Raw genomic sequence first — 22,441 nt, forward strand, 5'->3', positions numbered from 1 at the left:
CTGGACAGCTACATCCCAGAGCCAGAGCGTGCAATCGACAAGCCGTTCCTGCTGCCAATCGAAGACGTATTCTCCATCTCCGGTCGTGGTACCGTTGTTACCGGTCGTGTTGAGCGCGGTATCATCAAAGTTGGCGAAGAAGTTGAAATCGTTGGTATCAAAGACACCGTTAAGTCTACCTGTACTGGCGTTGAAATGTTCCGCAAACTGCTGGACGAAGGCCGTGCTGGTGAGAACGTAGGTGTTCTGCTGCGTGGTATCAAACGTGAAGAAATCGAACGTGGTCAGGTACTGGCTAAGCCAGGCTCCATCAAGCCGCACACCCAGTTCGAATCTGAAGTGTACATCCTGAGCAAAGATGAAGGTGGTCGTCACACGCCATTCTTCAAAGGCTACCGTCCACAGTTCTACTTCCGTACTACTGACGTGACCGGTACCATCGAACTGCCAGAAGGCGTAGAGATGGTAATGCCAGGCGACAACGTGAACATGAAAGTTACTCTGATTCACCCAATCGCGATGGACGACGGTCTGCGTTTCGCAATCCGTGAAGGCGGCCGTACTGTAGGCGCTGGTGTTGTTGCTAAAGTTATCGCTTAATCGCTGATAAAGTTTGACGCGACACGCGGTAAAAGGGCATCATTTGATGCCCTTTTTCTACGCTGTGAACTAGAACCTATCTCATCAGCGATTTTGCAGTCATAATCATTGGTGAGATGGGCTCTTAAACCGTATTGACTGAAATACGTCATGGCGTAAAACACCGGGATATCGCTAATGCGCTATCCGATCGGTTTGGTTTGCCTCGCAATGCGAGGCAAAGTTGTTTGTTATGAATCATCATTGTGACAGGTTGGTTTATGAGTGCGAATACCGAGGCTCAAGGGAGCGGACGCGGCCTGGAAGCGGCAAAGTGGCTGATCGTCGCCGTTCTGTTGGTTGTGGCTATTGTCGGTAACTATTACTACCGTGATTTAAGCCTGCCATTGCGCGCGCTGGCAGTTGTGCTGATCATCGCCGTTGCAGGTGCAGTGGCTCTGATGACCACCAAAGGCAAAGCCACCGTTGCGTTTGCCCGTGAAGCGCGTACCGAAGTACGTAAAGTGATTTGGCCAACTCGTCAGGAAACGCTACACACCACGTTGATCGTTGCCGCGGTAACCGCCGTGATGTCACTGATTCTGTGGGGACTGGATGGTATTCTGGTCCGTCTGGTGTCGTTTATTACTGGCCTGAGGTTCTAAAATGTCTGAAGCTCCAAAAAAACGTTGGTACGTCGTTCAGGCGTTTTCCGGTTTTGAAGGTCGCGTAGCGCAATCGCTGCGTGAACACATCAAACTGCACGATATGGAAGAGCTGTTCGGCGAAGTGATGGTGCCTACGGAAGAAGTGGTTGAAATCCGTGGCGGCCAGCGTCGCAAGAGCGAGCGTAAGTTCTTCCCTGGCTATGTGCTGGTGCAGATGGTGATGAATGACGCCAGCTGGCACCTGGTGCGCAGCGTACCGCGCGTCATGGGGTTCATCGGCGGAACGTCTGACCGTCCAGCGCCGATCAGCGATAAAGAAGTTGATGCGATCATGAACCGCCTGCAGCAGGTTGGTGACAAGCCGCGTCCGAAAACGCTGTTCGAGCCGGGCGAGCTGGTGCGCGTCAACGACGGCCCGTTTGCCGATTTCAACGGCGTGGTCGAAGAAGTCGATTACGAGAAGAGCCGCCTGAAAGTTTCCGTTTCCATCTTCGGCCGTGCAACGCCAGTGGAACTGGACTTCAGCCAGGTTGAAAAAGGCTGATCGAATAATCAGCAGTAAGCGGCCTGTTGCCGCTTGTCAAAGGCGCGAAATTGAACTACAATTTCGCGCCTTTTGTTTTTAGATGCCTTGCCTGATGTTTGTCCGGCGAGGTTAAACACGGGGAGCCTCTCACGAGGCGATACTACCCAAACCGAGGAAATTTAAATGGCTAAGAAAGTACAAGCCTACGTTAAGCTGCAAGTTGCAGCTGGTATGGCTAACCCGAGCCCACCAGTGGGTCCAGCTCTGGGTCAGCAGGGCGTTAACATCATGGAATTCTGTAAGGCGTTCAATGCTAAGACTGACAGCATTGAAAAAGGTCTGCCGATTCCGGTTGTTATCACCGTTTATTCTGATCGCTCCTTCACTTTCGTTACCAAAACCCCGCCAGCAGCAGTTCTGCTGAAAAAAGCGGCTGGTATCAAGTCTGGTTCCGGTAAGCCGAACAAAGACAAAGTAGGTAAAGTGACCCGTGCTCAGGTACGTGAAATCGCAGAAACCAAAGCTGCGGACATGACTGGTTCTGACGTTGAAGCGATGACTCGCTCCATCGAAGGTACCGCTCGTTCCATGGGCCTGGTAGTGGAGGATTAAGAGATGGCTAAGCTGACCAAGCGCATGCGCGTGATCCGTGACAAAGTTGATGCTACTAAACAGTATGACATCACTGAAGCTGTTGCTCTGCTGAAAGAGCTGGCCACCGCTAAATTCGTAGAAAGCGTTGACGTTGCCGTTAACCTCGGCATTGACGCTCGTAAATCTGACCAAAACGTTCGTGGCGCTACCGTTCTGCCACACGGCACCGGTCGTTCCGTTCGCGTTGCCGTATTTACCCAAGGCGCTAACGCTGAAGCTGCGAAAGCTGCAGGCGCAGAGCTGGTAGGTATGGACGATCTGGCTGAGCAGATCAAGAAAGGCGAAATGAACTTCGACGTTGTTATTGCTTCCCCGGATGCAATGCGCGTTGTTGGTCAACTGGGCCAGATCCTGGGTCCACGTGGCCTGATGCCAAACCCGAAAGTGGGTACCGTTACTCCGAACGTTGCTGAAGCTGTGAAAAACGCTAAAGCAGGTCAGGTTCGCTACCGTAACGACAAAAACGGCATCATCCATACCACCATCGGTAAGGTTGATTTCGATGCAGACAAACTGAAAGAAAACCTGGAAGCCCTGCTGGTTGCGCTGAAAAAAGCAAAACCTTCTCAGGCGAAAGGTATGTACATCAAGAAAGTTAGCCTCTCCACCACCATGGGTGCTGGCGTTGCTATCGATCAGAGCGGTCTGTCTGCCGCAGCGAACTAATCGCACTTGCGATTATCGCTTTGACTTGGGGCCGAGATTTGTCTAGAATCTTATGCCCCAAGGTTTTGCTATTGGCTATGCCGTAGGCAAAACAAAGATTTTTCGGTTGGAGCCTGGCCTATCCAGGCCTCCGTCCAAGACCGCAGGTGTATCGCGAGATACTTAATCCTTCCTGCGTAGACGGTGACAGAGCCTAAGAAAATTTTTCTTTTTTATAAAAGAATGTCTTTGCTGGATTCTGCTCACCGTGTTAAGCCGCTCGGCGTGGCGTTTTACAAAGCGCCGAGTGAAGTGAGTTCCGGGGGATTTTCCCCGGCTAATCCAGGAGCAAAAAGCTAATGGCATTAAATCTTCAAGACAAACAAGCGATTGTTGCTGAAGTCAGCGAAGTAGCCAAAGGCGCGCTGTCTGCGGTTGTTGCGGATTCCCGCGGCGTTACCGTAGATAAAATGACTGAACTGCGTAAAGCAGGTCGTGAAGCTGGCGTTTACATGCGTGTTGTTCGCAACACCCTGATGCGTCGCGTAGTTGAAGGCACTCCATTCGAATGCCTGAAAGACACGTTTGTCGGTCCAACCTTGATTGCATTCTCTCACGAACACCCGGGCGCTGCTGCTCGTCTGTTCAAAGAGTTCGCGAAAGCGAATGCAAAATTCGAGGTTAAAGCTGCGGCCTTTGAAGGTGAGCTGATCCCAGCGGCGCAAATCGACCGCCTGGCGACGCTGCCAACTTACGAAGAAGCGATCGCACGCCTGATGGCAACCATGAAAGAAGCCGCTGCCGGCAAACTGGTTCGCACTCTGGCTGCAGTACGCGATCAGAAAGAAGCGGCGTAAGCCACTCTTTCTTAGCCTTTGCTAACGTATTTAAACTATTTCTGAATTTTAGGAACAATTGTTATGTCTATCACTAAAGACCAAATCCTGGAAGCAGTTGCCGCTATGTCCGTAATGGACGTTGTTGAACTGGTTTCCGCTATGGAAGAAAAATTCGGCGTTTCTGCTGCTGCTGCTGTAGCTGTAGCTGCTGGCCCAGCTGAAGCTGCTGAAGAGAAAACTGAATTCGACGTTATCCTGAAAGCTGCAGGTGCTAACAAAGTTGCTGTTATCAAAGCAGTACGTGGCGCTACCGGCCTGGGTCTGAAAGAAGCTAAAGACCTGGTTGAATCTGCTCCAGCCGCTCTGAAAGAAGGCGTGAGCAAAGATGACGCAGAAGCTCTGAAAAAATCTCTGGAAGAAGCTGGCGCAGAAGTTGAAGTTAAATAAGCCAACCTTTCCGGTTGCAGCCTAGTCTTTTAGGCTGATGGCTGGTGACTTTTTAGTCACCAGCCTTTTTGCGCTGTAGGGCGCCAGTAGCGTTTCACACTGTTTGGCTGCTGGTTTCGCCTCCCAATGTTTGTTTCTATTGACGACTTAATATACCGCGGTCTTTGCACTACCAGGAGTTCTGGGGGAAGGCGCGATGAAATGGTTTAAGCGTGATAGCAAGAGACATTGCGGAAAGTGTTCCCGCTTTCCGGTCGACAAAACGGTGTTGCATGAACTGTCCCTAATCGGACGGACAGATTGGGTCACTGATCAGCGAGCTGAGGAACCCTATGGTTTACTCCTATACCGAGAAAAAACGTATTCGTAAGGATTTTGGTAAACGTCCACAAGTGCTGGACATACCATATCTCCTTTCTATCCAGCTTGACTCGTTCCAGAAGTTTATCGAGCAAGATCCAGAAGGGCAGTACGGCCTTGAAGCCGCATTCCGTTCTGTTTTCCCTATCCAGAGCTACAGTGGCAATTCGGAGCTGCAATACGTTAGCTACCGTCTTGGTGAGCCGGTCTTCGACGTCAAAGAGTGCCAGATCCGTGGTGTGACGTTCTCTGCACCGCTGCGCGTAAAACTGCGCCTGGTTATCTATGAGCGCGAAGCGCCTGAAGGTACGGTCAAAGACATCAAGGAACAAGAAGTCTACATGGGCGAAATTCCGCTCATGACCGAAAACGGCACCTTTGTGATCAACGGTACTGAGAGGGTTATCGTATCTCAGTTGCACCGTAGTCCTGGCGTATTCTTCGACAGCGATAAGGGTAAAACCCACTCCTCGGGTAAAGTGCTGTACAACGCACGTATCATCCCTTACCGCGGTTCATGGTTGGACTTCGAGTTCGATCCGAAAGACAACCTGTTCGTGCGTATTGACCGTCGCCGCAAACTGCCTGCGACCATCATTCTGCGCGCGCTGAACTACACCACTGAACAGATCCTCGACCTGTTCTTTGACAAGATCGTCTTCGAAATCCGCGACAACAAGCTGCAGATGGAGCTGGTGCCTGAGCGCCTGCGTGGTGAGACCGCTTCGTTCGATATCGAAGCCAACGGCAAGATCTACGTAGAGAAAGGCCGTCGTATCACCGCCCGTCATATCCGTCAGCTGGAAAAAGACGACATTCAGAGCATTGAAGTACCGGTAGAGTACATCGCGGGCAAAGTGGTCGCGAAAGACTATATCGATACCAATACCGGCGAACTGATCTGCGCAGCCAACATGGAGCTGTCGCTGGATCTGCTGGCCAAGCTGAGCCAGTCCGGCCACAAGCGTATCGAAACGCTGTTCACCAACGATCTGGATCACGGCGCGTATATCTCTGAAACGCTGCGTGTCGATCCGACCAACGATCGTCTGAGCTCGCTGGTAGAGATCTACCGCATGATGCGTCCTGGTGAGCCGCCAACGCGCGAAGCTGCCGAAAGCCTGTTCGAGAACCTGTTCTTCTCCGAAGACCGCTACGATCTGTCCGCGGTCGGCCGTATGAAGTTCAACCGTTCTCTGCTGCGCGACGAGATCGAAGGTTCGGGCATCCTGAGCAAAGACGACATCATCGAAGTGATGAAGAAGCTCATCGATATCCGTAACGGCAAGGGCGAAGTGGACGATATCGACCACTTGGGCAACCGTCGTATCCGCTCCGTCGGCGAAATGGCCGAGAACCAGTTCCGCGTAGGTCTGGTGCGTGTTGAGCGTGCGGTGAAAGAGCGTCTGTCTCTGGGCGATCTGGATACCCTGATGCCTCAGGACATGATCAACGCCAAGCCGATTTCGGCGGCGGTGAAAGAGTTCTTCGGCTCCAGCCAGTTGTCCCAGTTCATGGACCAGAACAACCCGTTGTCCGAGATCACGCACAAGCGTCGTATCTCCGCACTGGGCCCGGGCGGTCTGACCCGTGAGCGCGCCGGCTTTGAAGTTCGAGACGTACACCCGACCCACTACGGCCGCGTGTGTCCAATCGAAACGCCGGAAGGTCCAAACATCGGTCTGATCAACTCCCTGTCCGTGTACGCACAGACTAACGAGTATGGCTTCCTGGAAACCCCGTACCGCCGCGTGCGTGACGGCGTGGTGACCGATGAAATCAACTACCTGTCTGCTATTGAAGAAGGCAACTTCGTTATCGCCCAGGCGAACTCCAACCTGGATGAAGAAGGCCGCTTCGTAGAAGACCTGGTCACCTGCCGCAGCAAAGGCGAATCAAGCCTGTTCAGCCGCGACCAGGTTGACTACATGGACGTATCCACCCAACAGGTTGTTTCCGTTGGTGCTTCACTGATTCCATTCCTGGAACACGATGACGCCAACCGTGCATTGATGGGTGCGAACATGCAACGTCAGGCCGTACCAACCCTGCGCGCTGACAAGCCGCTGGTCGGTACCGGTATGGAACGCGCTGTAGCGGTTGACTCCGGCGTAACCGCCGTTGCCAAACGCGGCGGTGTGATCCAGTACGTGGATGCTTCCCGTATCGTTATCAAAGTTAACGAAGACGAGATGTACCCGGGCGAAGCAGGTATCGATATTTACAACCTGACCAAGTACACCCGTTCTAACCAGAACACCTGCATCAACCAGATGCCGTGTGTGAATCTGGGTGAGCCAATCGAGCGCGGCGACGTGCTGGCGGATGGCCCATCGACAGACCTGGGCGAACTGGCACTGGGCCAGAACATGCGCGTAGCGTTCATGCCTTGGAACGGCTACAACTTCGAAGACTCCATCTTGGTCTCCGAGCGCGTGGTGCAGGAAGATCGCTTCACCACCATCCACATCCAGGAACTGGCGTGCGTGTCTCGCGACACCAAGCTGGGGCCTGAAGAGATCACCGCCGACATCCCTAACGTGGGTGAAGCTGCGCTCTCCAAGCTGGATGAATCCGGTATCGTGTATATCGGTGCTGAAGTGACCGGCGGCGACATTCTGGTCGGTAAGGTAACACCTAAAGGCGAAACCCAGCTGACGCCGGAAGAGAAACTGCTGCGTGCGATCTTCGGTGAGAAAGCGTCTGACGTTAAAGACTCTTCTCTGCGTGTACCGAACGGCGTTTCCGGTACGGTTATCGACGTGCAGGTCTTCACCCGCGATGGCGTGGAAAAAGACAAGCGCGCGTTGGAAATCGAAGAGATGCAGCTGAAGCAGGCGAAGAAGGACCTGACTGAAGAACTGCAGATCCTGGAAGCCGGCCTGTTTGCACGTATCCACGCGGTGCTGGTTGCCGGTGGCATCGAAGCCGACAAGCTGAGCAAGCTGCCGCGCGATCGCTGGCTGGAACTGGGCCTGACCGACGAAGAGAAGCAAAACCAGCTGGAGCAGCTGGCTGAGCAGTACGACGAACTGAAATCCGACTTCGAGAAGAAGCTGGAAGCCAAGCGTCGTAAGATCACTCAGGGCGACGATCTGGCGCCGGGCGTGCTGAAAATCGTCAAGGTTTATCTGGCCGTTAAACGTCAGATCCAACCGGGTGACAAGATGGCGGGCCGCCACGGTAACAAGGGTGTTATCTCCAAGATCAACCCGATCGAAGATATGCCTTACGATGAAAACGGCACGCCGGTTGACATCGTACTGAACCCGCTGGGCGTACCATCACGTATGAACATCGGTCAGATCCTGGAAACCCACCTGGGTATGGCTGCGAAAGGCATCGGTGAGAAGATCAACCAGATGCTGAAGCAGCAGCAGGAAGTGGCCAAGCTGCGTGAGTTCATCCAGAAGGCCTACGATCTGGGCGACGACGTTTGCCAGAAAGTTGACCTGAACACCTTCAGCGACGACGAAGTGCTGCGTCTGGCAGAGAACCTGAAAAAAGGTATGCCGATCGCAACGCCGGTGTTTGACGGTGCGAAAGAGACTGAAATCAAGAAGCTGCTGGAAATGGGTGGTATCCCGACCTCCGGTCAGATCACGCTGTTCGATGGCCGTACCGGTGAGCAATTCGAGCGCCAGGTTACTGTTGGCTATATGTACATGCTGAAACTGAACCACTTGGTTGACGATAAAATGCACGCCCGTTCAACCGGTTCTTACAGCTTGGTTACTCAGCAACCTCTGGGTGGTAAAGCGCAGTTCGGTGGTCAACGCTTCGGTGAGATGGAAGTGTGGGCACTGGAAGCATACGGCGCGGCTTATACCCTGCAGGAAATGCTCACCGTTAAGTCGGATGACGTTAACGGCCGTACCAAGATGTACAAAAACATCGTGGATGGCGACCACCGGATGGAGCCAGGCATGCCGGAATCCTTCAACGTACTGTTGAAAGAAATCCGCTCGCTCGGCATCAACATCGAACTGGAAGACGAGTAATCGTCATGCCGGCTCAGGCTCCCCGCCTAAGGGAGCCTGAGGGTGGTTGTTCAGGTCACACGGGTACCTACTGCGGTTGTGGGTACCCAACAGGTTTAACTCCGACAGGAGCCAATCCGTGAAAGACTTATTGAAGTTTCTGAAAGCGCAAACTAAGACCGAAGAGTTTGATGCGATCAAGATTGCTCTGGCCTCGCCAGACATGATCCGTTCGTGGTCGTTCGGTGAAGTTAAGAAGCCGGAAACCATTAACTACCGTACGTTCAAACCAGAGCGTGACGGCCTTTTCTGCGCCCGTATCTTCGGGCCGGTAAAAGATTACGAGTGCCTGTGCGGTAAGTACAAGCGCTTGAAACACCGCGGCGTGATCTGTGAGAAGTGCGGCGTTGAAGTGACCCAGACCAAAGTGCGCCGTGAGCGCATGGGCCACATCGAGCTGGCTTCGCCGACTGCGCACATCTGGTTCCTGAAATCGCTGCCATCCCGCATCGGTTTGCTGCTGGATATGCCGCTGCGTGACATCGAACGCGTACTGTACTTCGAATCCTATGTGGTGGTCGAAGGCGGTATGACCAACCTCGAGCGTCGTCAGATCCTGACCGAAGAGCAGTATCTGGACGCGCTGGAAGAGTTCGGTGACGAATTCGACGCCAAGATGGGTGCGGAAGCCATTCAGGCCCTGTTGAAAAACATGGATCTGGAAGCCGAGTGCGAGCAGCTGCGTGAAGAGCTGAACGAAACCAACTCCGAAACCAAGCGCAAGAAGCTGACCAAGCGTATCAAGCTGCTGGAAGCGTTCGTACAGTCCGGTAACAAGCCGGAGTGGATGATCCTGACCGTGCTGCCGGTACTGCCGCCGGATTTGCGTCCGCTGGTTCCGCTGGATGGCGGTCGTTTCGCGACGTCGGATCTGAACGATCTGTATCGCCGCGTGATCAACCGTAACAACCGTCTGAAACGCCTGCTGGATCTGGCTGCGCCTGACATCATCGTGCGCAACGAAAAGCGTATGCTGCAAGAAGCGGTAGACGCCCTGCTGGATAACGGCCGTCGCGGTCGTGCCATCACCGGTTCCAACAAACGTCCTCTGAAATCTTTGGCCGACATGATCAAAGGTAAGCAGGGTCGTTTCCGTCAGAACCTGCTCGGTAAACGCGTTGACTACTCCGGCCGTTCCGTAATCACCGTAGGTCCATACCTGCGTCTGCATCAGTGCGGTCTGCCTAAAAAGATGGCGCTGGAGCTGTTCAAACCGTTCATCTACGGCAAGTTGGAGCTGCGTGGCCTGGCCACCACCATCAAAGCCGCCAAGAAAATGGTTGAGCGTGAAGAAGCCGTCGTTTGGGATATCCTGGACGAAGTGATCCGCGAACACCCGGTACTGCTGAACCGTGCACCAACCCTGCACCGTTTGGGTATCCAGGCGTTTGAACCGGTTCTGATCGAAGGTAAAGCGATCCAGCTGCACCCGCTGGTTTGTGCGGCCTATAACGCCGACTTCGATGGTGACCAGATGGCCGTTCACGTACCGCTGACGCTGGAAGCCCAGCTGGAAGCGCGTGCGCTGATGATGTCCACCAACAACATCCTGTCCCCAGCGAACGGCGAGCCAATCATCGTTCCTTCTCAGGACGTTGTACTGGGTCTGTACTACATGACCCGCGACTGTGTTAACGCCAAGGGCGAAGGCATGGTGCTGAACGGTTCCAAAGAAGCTGAGCGCGTATACCGCGCCGGCCTGGCGTCGCTGCATGCGCGCGTTAAAGTGCGTATCACCGAAGACGTCAAGAACGCCGAAGGCGAGTGGACCTCTCAGACCAGCATCATCGACACCACCATCGGCCGCGCCATCCTGTGGATGATCGTACCGAAAGGTCTGCCGTACGCGATCGTTAACCAGCCTTTGGGCAAGAAAGCGATCTCCAAGATGCTGAACACCTGTTACCGCATCCTGGGCCTGAAGCCGACCGTAATCTTTGCTGACCAGATCATGTACACCGGTTTTGCTTACGCAGCCCGTTCCGGCGCTTCCGTAGGTATCGACGACATGGTTATCCCGGCCAAGAAAGCGGAGATCATCGAAGAAGCGGAAACCGAAGTTGCCGAGATCCAGGAGCAGTTCCAGTCTGGTCTGGTTACCGCCGGCGAACGCTACAACAAAGTGATCGATATCTGGGCTGCCGCGAACGAACGCGTTGCGAAAGCGATGATGGAAAACCTGTCGGTAGAAGACGTGGTTAACCGTGACGGCGAAGTGGAACAGCAAGTTTCCTTCAACAGCATCTTTATGATGGCCGACTCCGGTGCGCGTGGTTCCGCCGCTCAGATTCGTCAGCTGGCCGGTATGCGTGGTCTGATGGCGAAGCCGGACGGCTCCATCATCGAAACGCCAATCACCGCGAACTTCCGTGAAGGTCTGAACGTACTCCAGTACTTCATCTCCACCCACGGTGCTCGTAAAGGTCTGGCGGATACCGCACTGAAAACCGCGAACTCCGGTTATCTGACCCGTCGTCTGGTTGACGTGGCGCAGGACCTGGTGGTGACCGAAGACGACTGTGGCACCCACGACGGCATCCTGATGACTCCGGTTATCGAAGGTGGCGACGTGAAAGAGCCGCTGCGTGAACGCGTTCTGGGCCGTGTGACGGCAGAAGACGTCCTCAAGCCGGGTACGGCGGACATTCTGGTGCCACGCAACACCCTGCTGAACGAGAAGGCGTGTGACCTGTTGGAAGAGAACTCTGTCGACAGCGTTAAAGTCCGTTCCGTGGTGAGCTGTGAAACCGACTTCGGTGTGTGTGCTAACTGCTATGGTCGCGACCTGGCACGTGGCCACATCATCAACAAAGGCGAAGCCATCGGCGTTATCGCGGCACAGTCCATCGGTGAGCCGGGTACACAGCTGACGATGCGTACGTTCCACATCGGTGGTGCGGCATCTCGTGCGGCTGCTGAATCCAGCATTCAGGTGAAAAACAAGGGTAGCATCAAGCTGAGCAACGCGAAGTTCGTTATGAACGCCGCAGGCAAGCTGGTGATCACCTCGCGTAACACCGAACTGAAACTGATCGACGAATTCGGCCGTACCAAAGAAAGCTACAAGGTGCCTTACGGCGCCGTGATGGGCAAAGGCGACGGTGAAGAAGTTAACGGCGGCGAAACCGTCGCTAACTGGGATCCGCACACCATGCCGGTCATCAGTGAAGTCAGCGGCTTCATTCGCTTCGCCGACATGGTCGACGGCCAGACGATTACTCGTCAGACCGACGAACTGACCGGTTTGTCTTCTCTGGTTGTTCTGGACAGCGCAGAGCGTACCGGTAGCGGTAAAGACCTGCGTCCGGCACTGAAAATCGTTGACGCTCAGGGCGAAGACGTATTGATCCCAGGTACTGATATGCCTGCTCAATACTTCCTGCCGGGCAAAGCGATCGTTCAGCTGGAAGACGGCATTCAGATCGGTGCGGGTGATACCCTGGCGCGTATTCCTCAGGAATCCGGCGGTACCAAGGATATTACCGGTGGTCTGCCGCGCGTTGCCGACCTGTTCGAAGCGCGTCGTCCGAAAGAGCCGGCAATCCTGGCTGAAATCAGCGGGATTATCTCGTTCGGTAAAGAGACCAAAGGCAAACGTCGCCTGGTGATCTCTCCGCTGGACGGCAGCGACGCTTACGAAGAGATGATTCCGAAATGGCGTCAGCTCAACGTGTTCGAAGGCGAAGTGGTGGAACGTGGCGACGTCGTTTCCGACGGCCCAGAGTCTCCGCACGACATTCTGCGTCTGCGTGGCGTGCATGCGGTTACCCGCTACATCACCAACGAAGTGCAGGAAGTTTACCGTCTGCAAGGCGTTAAGATTAACGATAAGCACATCGAAGTTATCGTTCGTCAGATGCTGCGTAAAGGCACCATCGTTAGCGCTGGTGGCTCCGAGTTCCTGGAAGGCGAGCAGGCTGAAGTGTCTCGCGTCAAGATTGCCAACCGTCAGCTGGAAGCTGAAGGTAAGATCCCGGCAACCTTCTCGCGCGATCTGCTGGGTATCACCAAGGCATCCTTGGCGACCGAGTCCTTCATCTCCGCCGCATCGTTCCAGGAAACGACGCGCGTTCTGACCGAAGCTGCCGTAGCCGGCAAGCGTGATGAACTGCGTGGCCTGAAAGAGAACGTCATCGTGGGCCGTCTGATCCCAGCCGGTACCGGTTACGCTTATCATCAGGATCGCATGCGTCGCCGTGCTCAGGGTGAAGCGCCGGTTGTTCCGCAAGTCAGCGCGGAAGAAGCGACGGCTAACCTGGCCGAGCTGCTCAACGCAGGCCTGGGCGGCAGCGACGACGAGTAATCGTCATCCGCGCCGCGAGCCCGGCATGCCGGGCCCATTGCCAGATAAACCGCTCCCTCGGGGGCGGTTTTTTTTCGCCTCATGCCGGGGCAGAGCAAACTTTGCTACTATGGTTACAGCAGAAATTGACCGGCGCTTTTACCAAGACAACCAAGGACAGTGCGAACATGGACAGCCTCATTACCTTCGAAAAACTGACGGCGCAACACCTGCCTTACCTGTATGAGATCCGCTTTTCCGTTGAAGAAAACCTGCTGCATCCGCATCAAATCCAGTATCTGCAGCGCAGGCAGGCGCTGGAGGACATCAACCAGGGCGGCGGCTGGATCTGCAAGCATGGCGACGACTATGCCGGCGTTGGCTTCGGGTTATTCATCCCTGAACCGCTGATCGGCGGCCTGTTCGTGAAGCCGGAATACCAGTCGAAGGGGATCGGCTCCGCTTTGTTGGCGCGAGTCACCGCCTGGATGTTTGAGCGCGGCGCCGAAGCGATCCACTTAACCACCGATCCGGGCTCCAAAGCCGAAGGCTTTTATCAACATCACGGCTGGGCCGTGGTCGGGCAGGATGAGTTCGGCCAGGCCGAACTGGTGAAACGCAAAGAGGGTGAATAATGACAATCAAAGGATTGATGACCTTACTGCTGCTTTCGCTGTTCAGCGCACCGCTGTATGCGGCCGTTGACTATTTTTACCTGAAACCGCTCGATGGTGAGAAGATCAAGATAACCAGGCAGATGCTGGAGGCGATGCCGCAGTACACGATTAAAACCTCGACCAATTTCACCCCGGAAGATACGTTCACCGGCGTTGAGTTTGCAGAGTTAGTGAAAGCCTACCACCTGAAAGGCCAGTCGGTGCGCGCTTTCGCCTGGGATGATTACTCCTATTCGATGCCGATTGACGAGATGATTAAATACCGTGTGATCGTCGCCTACCAGCGCGGCGGCAAGCCGATCGACGTTGGTGAGCTGGGGCCGTTCGCCATTATTTATCCGCGGGATGGCTATGCCGAGCTGAATAACCTGGATGTGAATGCGAAAACCGTCTGGCAAGTGAAACGGTTGGAGCTGAAATAAGATGAGCAAAAAACTGATCGGTACTCTTATCGCGTTGGTTGCCATCTTCTCCTTATTGATTTTGTTGATTGCCATTAACTTCGGCGGCGTAAAAGAGCGCTATAAGCAGATTGAGCCCAATCTGGACAACTACTCGGTGGCCGAGATCCTGTTTCTGGCCTTTGAAAGGACCAAAACCGCGCTGTTGCTCAGTGAAAACAATGACTACGACGCCTTCCAGATCAAAAAGAAAATCTTCTACTCGAAGATTCAGATCCTGGAGAGCCGTTCGACCTTCAGCGACTCTTTTTATTACGACGACGAGTTCATCAAAAATGTTGCGCTGCTGAAGCAGCAGTACCGCACGTTGGACGATCTTTCTGCCGGCTTGCTGGTGGGGCTGAAAAACAAGGCGGACATTCTCTCTTATATGGATGATATCGAGGGTACGCTGGTCGATATCCAGGAAATTATTTATCGGATACAGATTAAAAACTTTACCGAAGTGAAAGGCATCATCCAGGACAACTCGAGTAAAGCCGAGATGTTCGCCCTCTTTTCGCTGATTTTAGTGTTCCTGATGATGTTCCTGGTGCTGAGAAACGCCTTCTCGTTGAAAGAGATCATCAAGAACAAGAACATCTTTATCTCTTCCATCTACCACGAGATCGCCGGCTCGACCCAGGCCATCGTCATTGCCGCGGATATCATGGAACATGAGCTGGCGCAGGAAGAGTTGAAAAAAGAAGCCCGCCTGATCTCCTATCACGGTAACAAGATCGCCGAACAAACGCGCGAGGTGATGGATTATTCTCGGCTTGAGATGGGAGAAGTTAAAATCAATATTTCCACCTTCCGGCTGAATGAGGTGGTGGACGATGCCGTAACCGGCATCGGCGCCGGGCGAGGCAATCGCCTCGTGATCCACCGTTCGTCTTATGCCGGCCTGATTGGTTCTGATAAATACAAGCTCTACCGAATATTGGCCAACCTGCTCAGCAACGCGGATAAGTTTACCCACCACGGCGCGATCGCCCTCAATGTGAAGGTGTGTCACGGCAATCTGTATTTGCGGGTAAAAGACACCGGCATCGGGTTTAACGTCGATAATCTGGATCGGTTATATAAGGCGTTCAATCAGGGGGTGGAAAGGGAAACGCGGCAGGGATTAGGGCTGGGGTTGACCATTATCAAAAATTACGTCACGACGATGAAAGGCACCATCAAGGTCAAATCCGTCGAAGGGGTTGGATCATCGTTTTTGATCCGCATTCCGGTCAAACTAATTAAAGAATAGGTTCGACAGCAATAGCGAAGAGATAATCAGCGGCTTGGTCGGTTTTTCCACCAGGTGCACGTCATAGTGCAGGATCATGTCGCCGATGTTTTTCTCGTAGTGATTCAGCTGGCCGGTCAGAATGATGATGCGGGCGTGCGGATCGAGGGCGTCTTTAATTTTCTTCACCACGCGTTCGGAAGTCTCGCCGAAGTCCAACAGCCAGTCCAAAATAAACGCCTCAAAGGACTGCTGCTCCAGCGCGGCCAGCATGGCGTCCGCCGTCTGAAAGGTCTCAGCCTCGATGCCGTAGCGGCTGGCGATCTTCTTCAACAGTTCGAGAATATCGCCGTCATTATCCAGGATCGCGATGCGCGGGGCCGGCAGAAAGTCTATCTTGTTGACTTTATACAGCGGGGCATCGGCTGCATATTCCCGATTGGTGTTGATGATGAAAAGATCGTCCTTTTTGTAGGCGTAAGTTTCGTCGTTGTCCGCTTGCGTGACCGGGCGCTCGTCGGCCTCAATGTTACAGCGCTTGTGAATGCTGTTCATGATAAACACGCCGTTATGTGTCCGTTGGCCGGCAAACGGCTCGTTGAAATACTGGAAAACCTTTTTGACTTCATCGAGGGTGATGCCCCTTTTGCCATCCAGCTTCTGTTTGGCGCTGTTGTACTGAAGGTTCAGTATGTTGGCCATCGTGGAGGCATGTTTTCTGTCGCCAACTCCTTTCAGAGTGAGCAACGCGCTGATTGCATCGATGTAATTTGGCGTTTTCTTCATGACAACCTTGGCTTTTTTGTTGTTAACCGCGAGCGTTGGAAAACCTGCGTGAGGACCCGTGCTGGATTATAGATGAAGCCTCGGTTATTGCGGTGATATCAGTTTGATTTTCCTTGGCAAACTCAAAAAACACTCGATGACAAATAAAAAAACACTCAAAAGACATTCACATTTAGCCGTTTATGTGGTTAATTAGCGCACATACTGTGTGATTCGCGTCCTGGGGGGGTGCCAGTCTCACAAAATAAACCGCCTGCTCTTGTCCGTAAGCAGGGAGCAGGCGGCAAAAAGATCCGCGGCCGACACCAGGGCCATTGGCAGCACCGGGGATGGCTACTCGAACCTCTCTTCGTCGCTCTGTACCTTCTTTTTTCCTCTTTCCCCACTTTTCTGCCGCAACAGCGTCCTATGAGTCTCACCGCTGAGTGAGTGTCGAGCACCGTTATGCCACAGTCCTTTAGCCGACAAGGCACCTGCCCGTACACCCTTACAGGCCGCGATACGCCATATGCGCGTTGCTGCGGAGAGGGCCCGGAGTCGCGCAAGAGAATCTCCGGCGCGATCCGGGATGGGATAAGGCGGGGCCATCGAGAGGGAGACGGCCCCGGCCGGCGCCGGGTTTGGCGGCCGGCAACGTCACTATAATCGGCGCGTTTGTCGGCGCCAGCACCACCGTTCGGCATTGCGCGGCCGCTCCAGCGTTTTCTTCACGCGGCGGTAAACGTTGCCGCTTATTGCGCACCGCGTCCCAGATAACCGTCCCAGTCTTTCCACACCGGCTGCAGCCCGGCGTTGCTGATGGCCTCGGCGACCTGCTGCGGCGTGCGGCCGTCGTGCGGTTCGAACTGTTCCAGCTCCGGCGGCACGTCATCGGCATAGCCGCCGGGCTGCGTCTTGGATCCGGCGCTGACGCTGTTGATCGCCACCGGGATCATATGATCGCGGAAGTACGGCGACTCACGCGTAGACAGCGACAGCTCAACGTCCGGCGCGAACAGCCGGAAGGCGCAGATCAGCTGCACCAGTTGAGGCTCGCTCATGATAGACGCCGGTTCAATGCCGCCGGCGCAGGGGCGCAGGCGCGGGAACGAGATCGAGTAGCGGCTCTGCCAGTAGGTTTGCTGCAGGTAAAACAGATGTTCCGCCAGCAGGTAGCAGTCGGTGCGCCAACTGTTGGACAGGCCGATCAACGCACCGATGCCGATCTTGTCGATCCCGGCGCGCCCCAGGCGATCCGGCGTGGCCAAGCGCCAATGGAAATCCTGCTTCTGGCCGCGCAGGTGATGCTGCAGATAGGTGGCCGGATGGTAGGTTTCCTGGTACACCAGCACGCCGTCCAGGCCCAGCGTTTTCAGTTCGGCGTATTCCTCCTGCGCCAACGGCTGCACTTCCATCATCAGCGAGCTGAAGTGTCGGCGGATCGCCGGGATGTGCTGGCGGAAATAGTCCATGCCGACCTTGGTCTGATGCTCGCCGGTGACCAGCAACAGATGTTCGAACCCCAGCGCCTGGATGGCTGCGCACTCGCGGGCGATCTCCGCCGCATCCAGCGTTTTGCGCTTGATGCGGTTGCTCATCGAAAAGCCGCAGTAGGTGCAGTCGTTGGCGCACAGGTTGGACAGATACAGCGGCACATAGAAGCTGACGACGTTGCCGAATCGCTGACGGGTCAGCTGCTGCGCGCGCTGCGCCAGCGGTTCCAGATACGGCGCGGCGGCGGGGGAGATCAGCGCCATAAAGTCGTCGCGCGTCAGCTTGTCGGCGTTCAACGCGCGTTCCACGTCGCGCGCGGTTTTGCCGTTGATGCGCAGCGTAATGTCGTCCCAATCCAGCTGTTGCCAGCGGCTACTGAAATCGTCGGCCATCACTGTGCCTCCTCTGGCTGGCTGAGGAAGGCGGTCAGCGGGCTAGAGGCGACCGCACCGCGCTGGCTCGCGCCCAATCCGGCGCTGCGCGCCAATTCGCCGGCCTCCAGCGCCAGGCGAAACGCCCGCGCCATTTGCACCGGGTCGCGCGCCACGGCGATGGCGGTGTTCACCAGCACCGCGTCGGCGCCCAGCTCCATCGCTTCCAGCGCGTGGCTTGGCGCGCCGATGCCGGCGTCGACCACCACCGGCACCTTGGCCTGTTCGATGATGATCTCGAGGAAGTCGCGGGTGCGCAGACCGCGGTTGGAACCGATAGGGGCGCCGAGCGGCATCACCGCCGCGCAGCCCGCCTCTTCCAGCCGTTTGCACAGCACCGGATCGGCGCCGCAGTAGGGCAGCACCACAAAACCGTCTTTCACCAGCGTTTCCGCCGCCTTCAGCGTTTCTATCGGATCCGGCAGCAGGTATTTCACATCGGGGTGGATCTCCAGCTTCACCCAGTGGGTGCCGAGCGCTTCACGCGCCAGCCGGGCGGCGAATACCGCTTCGGCGGCCGTTTTGGCGCCGGAGGTATTGGGCAACAGCCTGACGCCCAACTGTTGCAGCGGCGCCAAAATGGCGTCGTTGCCGCCGCGCAGATCGACGCGCTTCATGGCCATGGTCACCAGCTGTGAGCCGGAGGCCGCCAGCGCCTCCAACATCAGCGCCGGGGTGGCGAACTTGCCGGTGCCGGTGAACAGGCGCGAGGTAAAAGTGGTATCGGCGATTTTCAGCATGTCAGCCTCCGGCGATCGCTTGAAACAGCAAAATGTCGTCACCGTCCTGCACCTGATGGTCGGCCCAGTCGGCGCGCGGGATGATGGTTTGGTTGATCGCCAGCGCGGTACCCGGCTGGTGGCGTTCCAGCTGGGCCAGCAGGGCGGCGACGCTGAGCGGCTGCGGCAGCTCCAGCGGTTGGTCGTTTAAACGGATCTTCATGCCGCGCCTCCGCATACCGGGCAGGCACGGGCCTGGCTCAGTTGCAGCGTGCTCCAGCTCTGCTGCTTGCCGTCGAACAGCCGCAGTTTACCGCTGAGGGAAGAAGGCATGCCGGCCAGCATCTTGATGGCCTCCAGCGCTTGCAGAGTGCCGATCACGCCCACCACCGGGCCGAGTACCCCGGCGGTGCGGCAGTTGCGCTGCGGCTCTTCCTGCTCCGGGTACAGGCAGGCGTAGCAGCCGTGCGCATAGGGCGGCTCGAGCACCAGCAGCTGGCCGCTGAAGCCGACCGCGCTGCCGCTGATCAGCGGCTTGGCGGCGGCGATGCAGGCGGCATTGACCTCATGGCGGGTCGCCATATTGTCGCAGCAGTCCAGCACCAGATCGGCGCGGGCGACCGCGTCGCGCAGCGCTTGCCCTTGCAGCCGCTGCGCCAGCGGGATGGATTCCACCAACGGGTTCAGCGCCTGCAGGTGGCGTTGCGCCAGCGCCGCCTTGCCGGTGGCGGTATCGGCGCTGCGGTAGAGGATTTGCCGCTGCAGGTTGGTGACGTGCAGCTGGTCGTCGTCGGCCAGCAGCAGCGTGCCGACGCCGGCGGCGGCCAGATACAGCGAAGCCGGGGAACCGAGCCCACCTAAACCGACGATCAGCACCGTGGCGCGCTTGAGTCTCTCCTGGCCTTCCGGGCCGACGTCCTCCAGCAGCAGCTGGCGGCTGTAGCGCAGGAATTCCTGATCGTTAAGCATCGTTCGGATCCTCGCCTTCGATCAGCCGCAGCAGCTCGGCCGTCGCCGCGCGCCAGTCCGGCGCCTGGGTGATGGCGCTGACCACCGCCACGCTGCCGACGCCGCACGCCAGCACCGCCGGCACGCGATCGATACTGATCCCGCCGATCGCCACCGTCGGGTAATCCGCCAAACCGGCGATGTGGCGTTTCAACTCCGCCAGCCCCTGTGGCGCCGAAGGCATGTCTTTGGTCTGAGTGGGGAAGATGTGCCCCAACGCGATGTAGGACGGTTTCACCGCCAGCGCGCGCGCCAGTTCGGCGTCGTCATGGGTGGACACGCCCAGCCGCAGCCCGGCGCGGTGAATGGCCGCCAGATCGGTGGTATCGAGATCTTCCTGGCCCAGATGTACGCCGTAGGCGCCGTGCTTGATCGCCAGCCGCCAGTAGTCGTTGATGAACAGCCGCGCCTGATAACGCCGGCCCAGCGCGATGGCGGCAGCGATATCCTCTTCGACCTGCTCATCCGGCAGGTCCTTGATGCGCAGCTGGATGGTGGTGACGCCGGCCTCCAGCAGGCGAGCGATCCATTCCACGCTGTCGACGACCGGGTAAAGCCCCAGTTTGTGAGGCGTTGCCGGGAAGGGGGTAGTGATATCAGTCATTGCTGGTCTCCTCCTGCAAATTGCCGGCGCTGTGATACAGCTCGCTGCCGCGGGCGCGGAACTCGGCGGACATTTTCTCCATGCCGGTCAGCTGCACCTCGATCGGTTTGGCGGCCTCTTGGGCGGCGGCGTAGTCGCGCACCTCTTGTGAAATCTTCATCGAGCAGAATTTCGGCCCGCACATCGAGCAGAAGTGGGCGATCTTGCCGGATTCCTGCGGCAGGGTTTCGTCGTGATAAGCGCGCGCGGTGGCCGGATCGAGCGCCAGATTGAACTGATCTTCCCAGCGGAATTCGAAACGCGCCTTGGACATGGCGTTATCGCGGATCTGCGCGCCCGGATGGCCTTTGGCCAGATCGGCGGCGTGAGCGGCGATCTTGTAGGTGATCAGGCCCTGTTTGACGTCCTCTTTGTTCGGCAGGCCGAGGTGCTCTTTCGGCGTGACGTAACACAGCATGGCGCAGCCGAACCAGCCGATCATCGCCGCGCCGATGCCGGAGGTGAAATGGTCATAGCCCGGGGCGATATCGGTGGTCAGCGGGCCGAGGGTGTAGAACGGCGCTTCGTGGCAGTGTTCCAGCTCTTCGGTCATGTTGCGGCGGATCATCTGCATCGGCACGTGGCCTGGGCCCTCGATCATCACCTGCACGTCGTATTCCCAGGCGATTTTGGTCAGTTCGCCCAGCGTATGCAGTTCGGCGAACTGGGCTTCGTCGTTGGCGTCCTGAATTGAGCCGGGGCGCAGGCCGTCGCCGAGCGACAGCGAGACATCGTAGGCGGCGCAGATCTCGCAGATTTCACGGAAGTGCTGATAGAGGAAGTTTTCCTGATGGTGCGACAGACACCATTTGGCCATGATCGAGCCGCCGCGCGACACGATGCCGGTCAGGCGTTTGGCGGTCATCGGCACGTAGCGCAGCAGCACGCCGGCGTGGATGGTGAAGTAGTCGACCCCTTGTTCCGCCTGTTCCAGCAGCGTATCGCGGAACATCTCCCAGGTGAGGTTCTCCGCCACGCCGTTGACCTTCTCCAGCGCCTGGTAGATCGGCACCGTACCGATGGGTACCGGGCTGTTGCGCAGGATCCATTCGCGGGTTTCGTGAATATAGCGGCCGGTGGAGAGATCCATCACGGTGTCTGCGCCCCAGCGGGTGGCCCATACCAGTTTCTCCACTTCTTCTTCTATCGACGACGTGACCGCCGAGTTGCCGATATTGGCGTTCACCTTAACCAGGAAATTGCGGCCGATGATCATCGGCTCCGCCTCCGGGTGGTTGATATTGGCGGGAATGATAGCGCGGCCGGCGGCCACTTCCTGGCGCACGAACTCCGGCGTGATGTTGTCCGGCAGGTTGGCGCCCCAGCCCTGGCCCGGATGCTGGTGGCGCAGCACCTCGCCGCGAATGCGCTCGCGCCCCATGTTTTCGCGGATGGCGATGAACTCCATCTCCGGGGTGACGATGCCGGCGCGGGCGTAGTGCAACTGGGTGACGCACTTGCCCGGCAGCGCTTTGCGCGGCAACGGCAGGTGTTCGAAACGCAGGTGATCGAGGCCTTCGTCCGCCAGCCGCTGTTGGGTGAAGCCGGAGCTGGCGCCGCTCAGGGTGGCGGTATCGCCGCGCGCGTCGATCCAGCCGGCGCGCAGCTTGGTCAGGCCCGCGTGCACGTCGAGCTCGGCCTGTGGATCGCCGTACGGGCCGGCGGTGTCATACACCGGGATCGCCTCGTTGGGTTCATACTGCGGGCTATCTTTGCTGCCGCCGATCAGGGTCGGGCTGAGCTGAATTTCGCGCATCGGCACCTGGATATCGCGGCGCGAACCCTGCAGGTAGATGCGGCGTGAGTTTGGGAAAGCCATGCCTTGCAGGGTGTCGATAAACTGCTGGGCGGCTTCGCGTTGCGCTTTACGGGCGCGCGGTGGATTAACGTTAGACATAGCAAGTTCCTACCAGTGTGTTGGGTTGGGAAAGTTGCTTGTCTGGAGCTCGGAGGGAGTAATGATGGTGGCCGATAAGGCAGGGCGCCC

General features: G+C 56.7%; 19 protein-coding genes. 12 read left to right on the forward strand and 7 right to left on the reverse strand.

Annotated elements, in window-relative coordinates; genetic code table 11:
• From MMS95_RS21640 to MMS95_RS21695, 12 genes are all read left to right on the forward strand, one after another.
• Positions 1–600, forward strand: a 600-nt coding sequence (locus MMS95_RS21640) for an EF-Tu/IF-2/RF-3 family GTPase (protein ID WP_242142264.1), incomplete at its 5' end; no start/stop codon positions are given.
• A 260-nt stretch (positions 601–860) separates the two neighbouring features.
• Complete coding sequence (secE, locus tag MMS95_RS21645; RefSeq protein ID WP_004929916.1) at positions 861–1,244, forward strand: preprotein translocase subunit SecE; 384 nt, start codon at positions 861–863, stop codon at positions 1,242–1,244.
• A 1-nt stretch (position 1,245) separates the two neighbouring features.
• On the forward strand, positions 1,246–1,791 hold the full coding sequence (nusG, locus tag MMS95_RS21650; RefSeq protein ID WP_004929914.1) for a transcription termination/antitermination protein NusG: 546 nt from the start codon (positions 1,246–1,248) through the stop codon (positions 1,789–1,791).
• A 165-nt stretch (positions 1,792–1,956) separates the two neighbouring features.
• The gene (rplK, locus tag MMS95_RS21655) at positions 1,957–2,385 is read left to right on the forward strand and encodes a 50S ribosomal protein L11 (RefSeq protein WP_004929911.1); all 429 of its coding nucleotides are present in this window, start codon (positions 1,957–1,959) and stop codon (positions 2,383–2,385) included.
• Positions 2,386–2,388: 3 nt separating this feature from the next.
• Positions 2,389–3,093, forward strand: a complete 705-nt coding sequence (rplA, locus tag MMS95_RS21660) for a 50S ribosomal protein L1 (RefSeq protein ID WP_004929908.1) — start codon at positions 2,389–2,391, stop codon at positions 3,091–3,093.
• 338 nt (positions 3,094–3,431) lie between these two features.
• Entirely contained in the window at positions 3,432–3,929 is a 498-nt protein-coding gene (rplJ, locus tag MMS95_RS21665; protein WP_004929905.1) for a 50S ribosomal protein L10, read from the forward strand.
• 63 nt (positions 3,930–3,992) lie between these two features.
• The gene (rplL, locus tag MMS95_RS21670) at positions 3,993–4,358 is read left to right on the forward strand and encodes a 50S ribosomal protein L7/L12 (protein WP_004929903.1); all 366 of its coding nucleotides are present in this window, start codon (positions 3,993–3,995) and stop codon (positions 4,356–4,358) included.
• A gap of 332 nt (positions 4,359–4,690) precedes the next feature.
• A complete protein-coding gene (gene rpoB / locus MMS95_RS21675; RefSeq protein ID WP_004929900.1) occupies positions 4,691–8,719 on the forward strand; it encodes a DNA-directed RNA polymerase subunit beta in 4,029 nt (1,342 codons plus the stop codon).
• Positions 8,720–8,837: 118 nt separating this feature from the next.
• Complete coding sequence (rpoC, locus tag MMS95_RS21680) at positions 8,838–13,061, forward strand: DNA-directed RNA polymerase subunit beta' (RefSeq protein ID WP_021505232.1); 4,224 nt, start codon at positions 8,838–8,840, stop codon at positions 13,059–13,061.
• Between the two features lie 167 nt (positions 13,062–13,228).
• Positions 13,229–13,675, forward strand: a complete 447-nt coding sequence (locus MMS95_RS21685; RefSeq protein ID WP_016929429.1) for a GNAT family N-acetyltransferase — start codon at positions 13,229–13,231, stop codon at positions 13,673–13,675.
• Positions 13,675–14,139, forward strand: coding sequence for an oxidoreductase (locus MMS95_RS21690; RefSeq protein ID WP_033631529.1), 465 nt, complete (start codon positions 13,675–13,677; stop codon positions 14,137–14,139). The genes MMS95_RS21685 and MMS95_RS21690 overlap by 1 nt, the downstream gene beginning before the upstream one ends.
• Position 14,140: 1 nt before the next feature.
• Positions 14,141–15,415, forward strand: coding sequence for a sensor histidine kinase (locus tag MMS95_RS21695; protein WP_048326868.1), 1,275 nt, complete (start codon positions 14,141–14,143; stop codon positions 15,413–15,415).
• On the opposite strand, the gene MMS95_RS21700 is transcribed toward MMS95_RS21695, so the two are convergent.
• From MMS95_RS21700 to thiC, 7 genes are all read right to left on the reverse strand, one after another.
• Positions 15,401–16,180, reverse strand: a complete 780-nt coding sequence (locus MMS95_RS21700; protein WP_031300325.1) for a helix-turn-helix domain-containing protein — start codon at positions 16,178–16,180, stop codon at positions 15,401–15,403. The two genes, MMS95_RS21695 and MMS95_RS21700, sit on opposite strands and share 15 nt — an antisense overlap.
• Before the next feature lie 731 nt (positions 16,181–16,911).
• The gene (thiH, locus tag MMS95_RS21705) at positions 16,912–18,045 is read right to left on the reverse strand and encodes a 2-iminoacetate synthase ThiH (RefSeq protein ID WP_118892549.1); all 1,134 of its coding nucleotides are present in this window, start codon (positions 18,043–18,045) and stop codon (positions 16,912–16,914) included.
• Positions 18,045–18,824 carry a thiazole synthase gene (locus tag MMS95_RS21710; RefSeq protein ID WP_021505237.1) on the reverse strand — a complete coding sequence of 260 codons (780 nt, stop codon included), beginning with the start codon at positions 18,822–18,824 and terminating at the stop codon, positions 18,045–18,047. Before MMS95_RS21710 ends, thiH begins: the two co-directional genes overlap by 1 nt.
• Position 18,825: 1 nt before the next feature.
• Positions 18,826–19,026, reverse strand: coding sequence for a sulfur carrier protein ThiS (gene thiS, locus MMS95_RS21715; protein ID WP_015376323.1), 201 nt, complete (start codon positions 19,024–19,026; stop codon positions 18,826–18,828).
• Positions 19,023–19,772: a HesA/MoeB/ThiF family protein gene (locus MMS95_RS21720; RefSeq protein WP_015376324.1), complete on the reverse strand. Its 750-nt coding sequence runs from the start codon at positions 19,770–19,772 to the stop codon at positions 19,023–19,025. The genes thiS and MMS95_RS21720 overlap by 4 nt, the downstream gene beginning before the upstream one ends.
• Positions 19,765–20,415 carry a thiamine phosphate synthase gene (gene thiE / locus MMS95_RS21725; protein ID WP_242142266.1) on the reverse strand — a complete coding sequence of 217 codons (651 nt, stop codon included), beginning with the start codon at positions 20,413–20,415 and terminating at the stop codon, positions 19,765–19,767. The genes MMS95_RS21720 and thiE overlap by 8 nt, the downstream gene beginning before the upstream one ends.
• Positions 20,408–22,351 carry a phosphomethylpyrimidine synthase ThiC gene (gene thiC / locus MMS95_RS21730; RefSeq protein ID WP_044030299.1) on the reverse strand — a complete coding sequence of 648 codons (1,944 nt, stop codon included), beginning with the start codon at positions 22,349–22,351 and terminating at the stop codon, positions 20,408–20,410. Before thiC ends, thiE begins: the two co-directional genes overlap by 8 nt.
• Positions 22,352–22,441: the final 90 nt, after the last annotated feature.

The organism is Serratia sp. PGPR-27 (assembly GCF_022678525.1).
Lineage (GTDB): Bacteria > Pseudomonadota > Gammaproteobacteria > Enterobacterales > Enterobacteriaceae > Serratia > Serratia nematodiphila.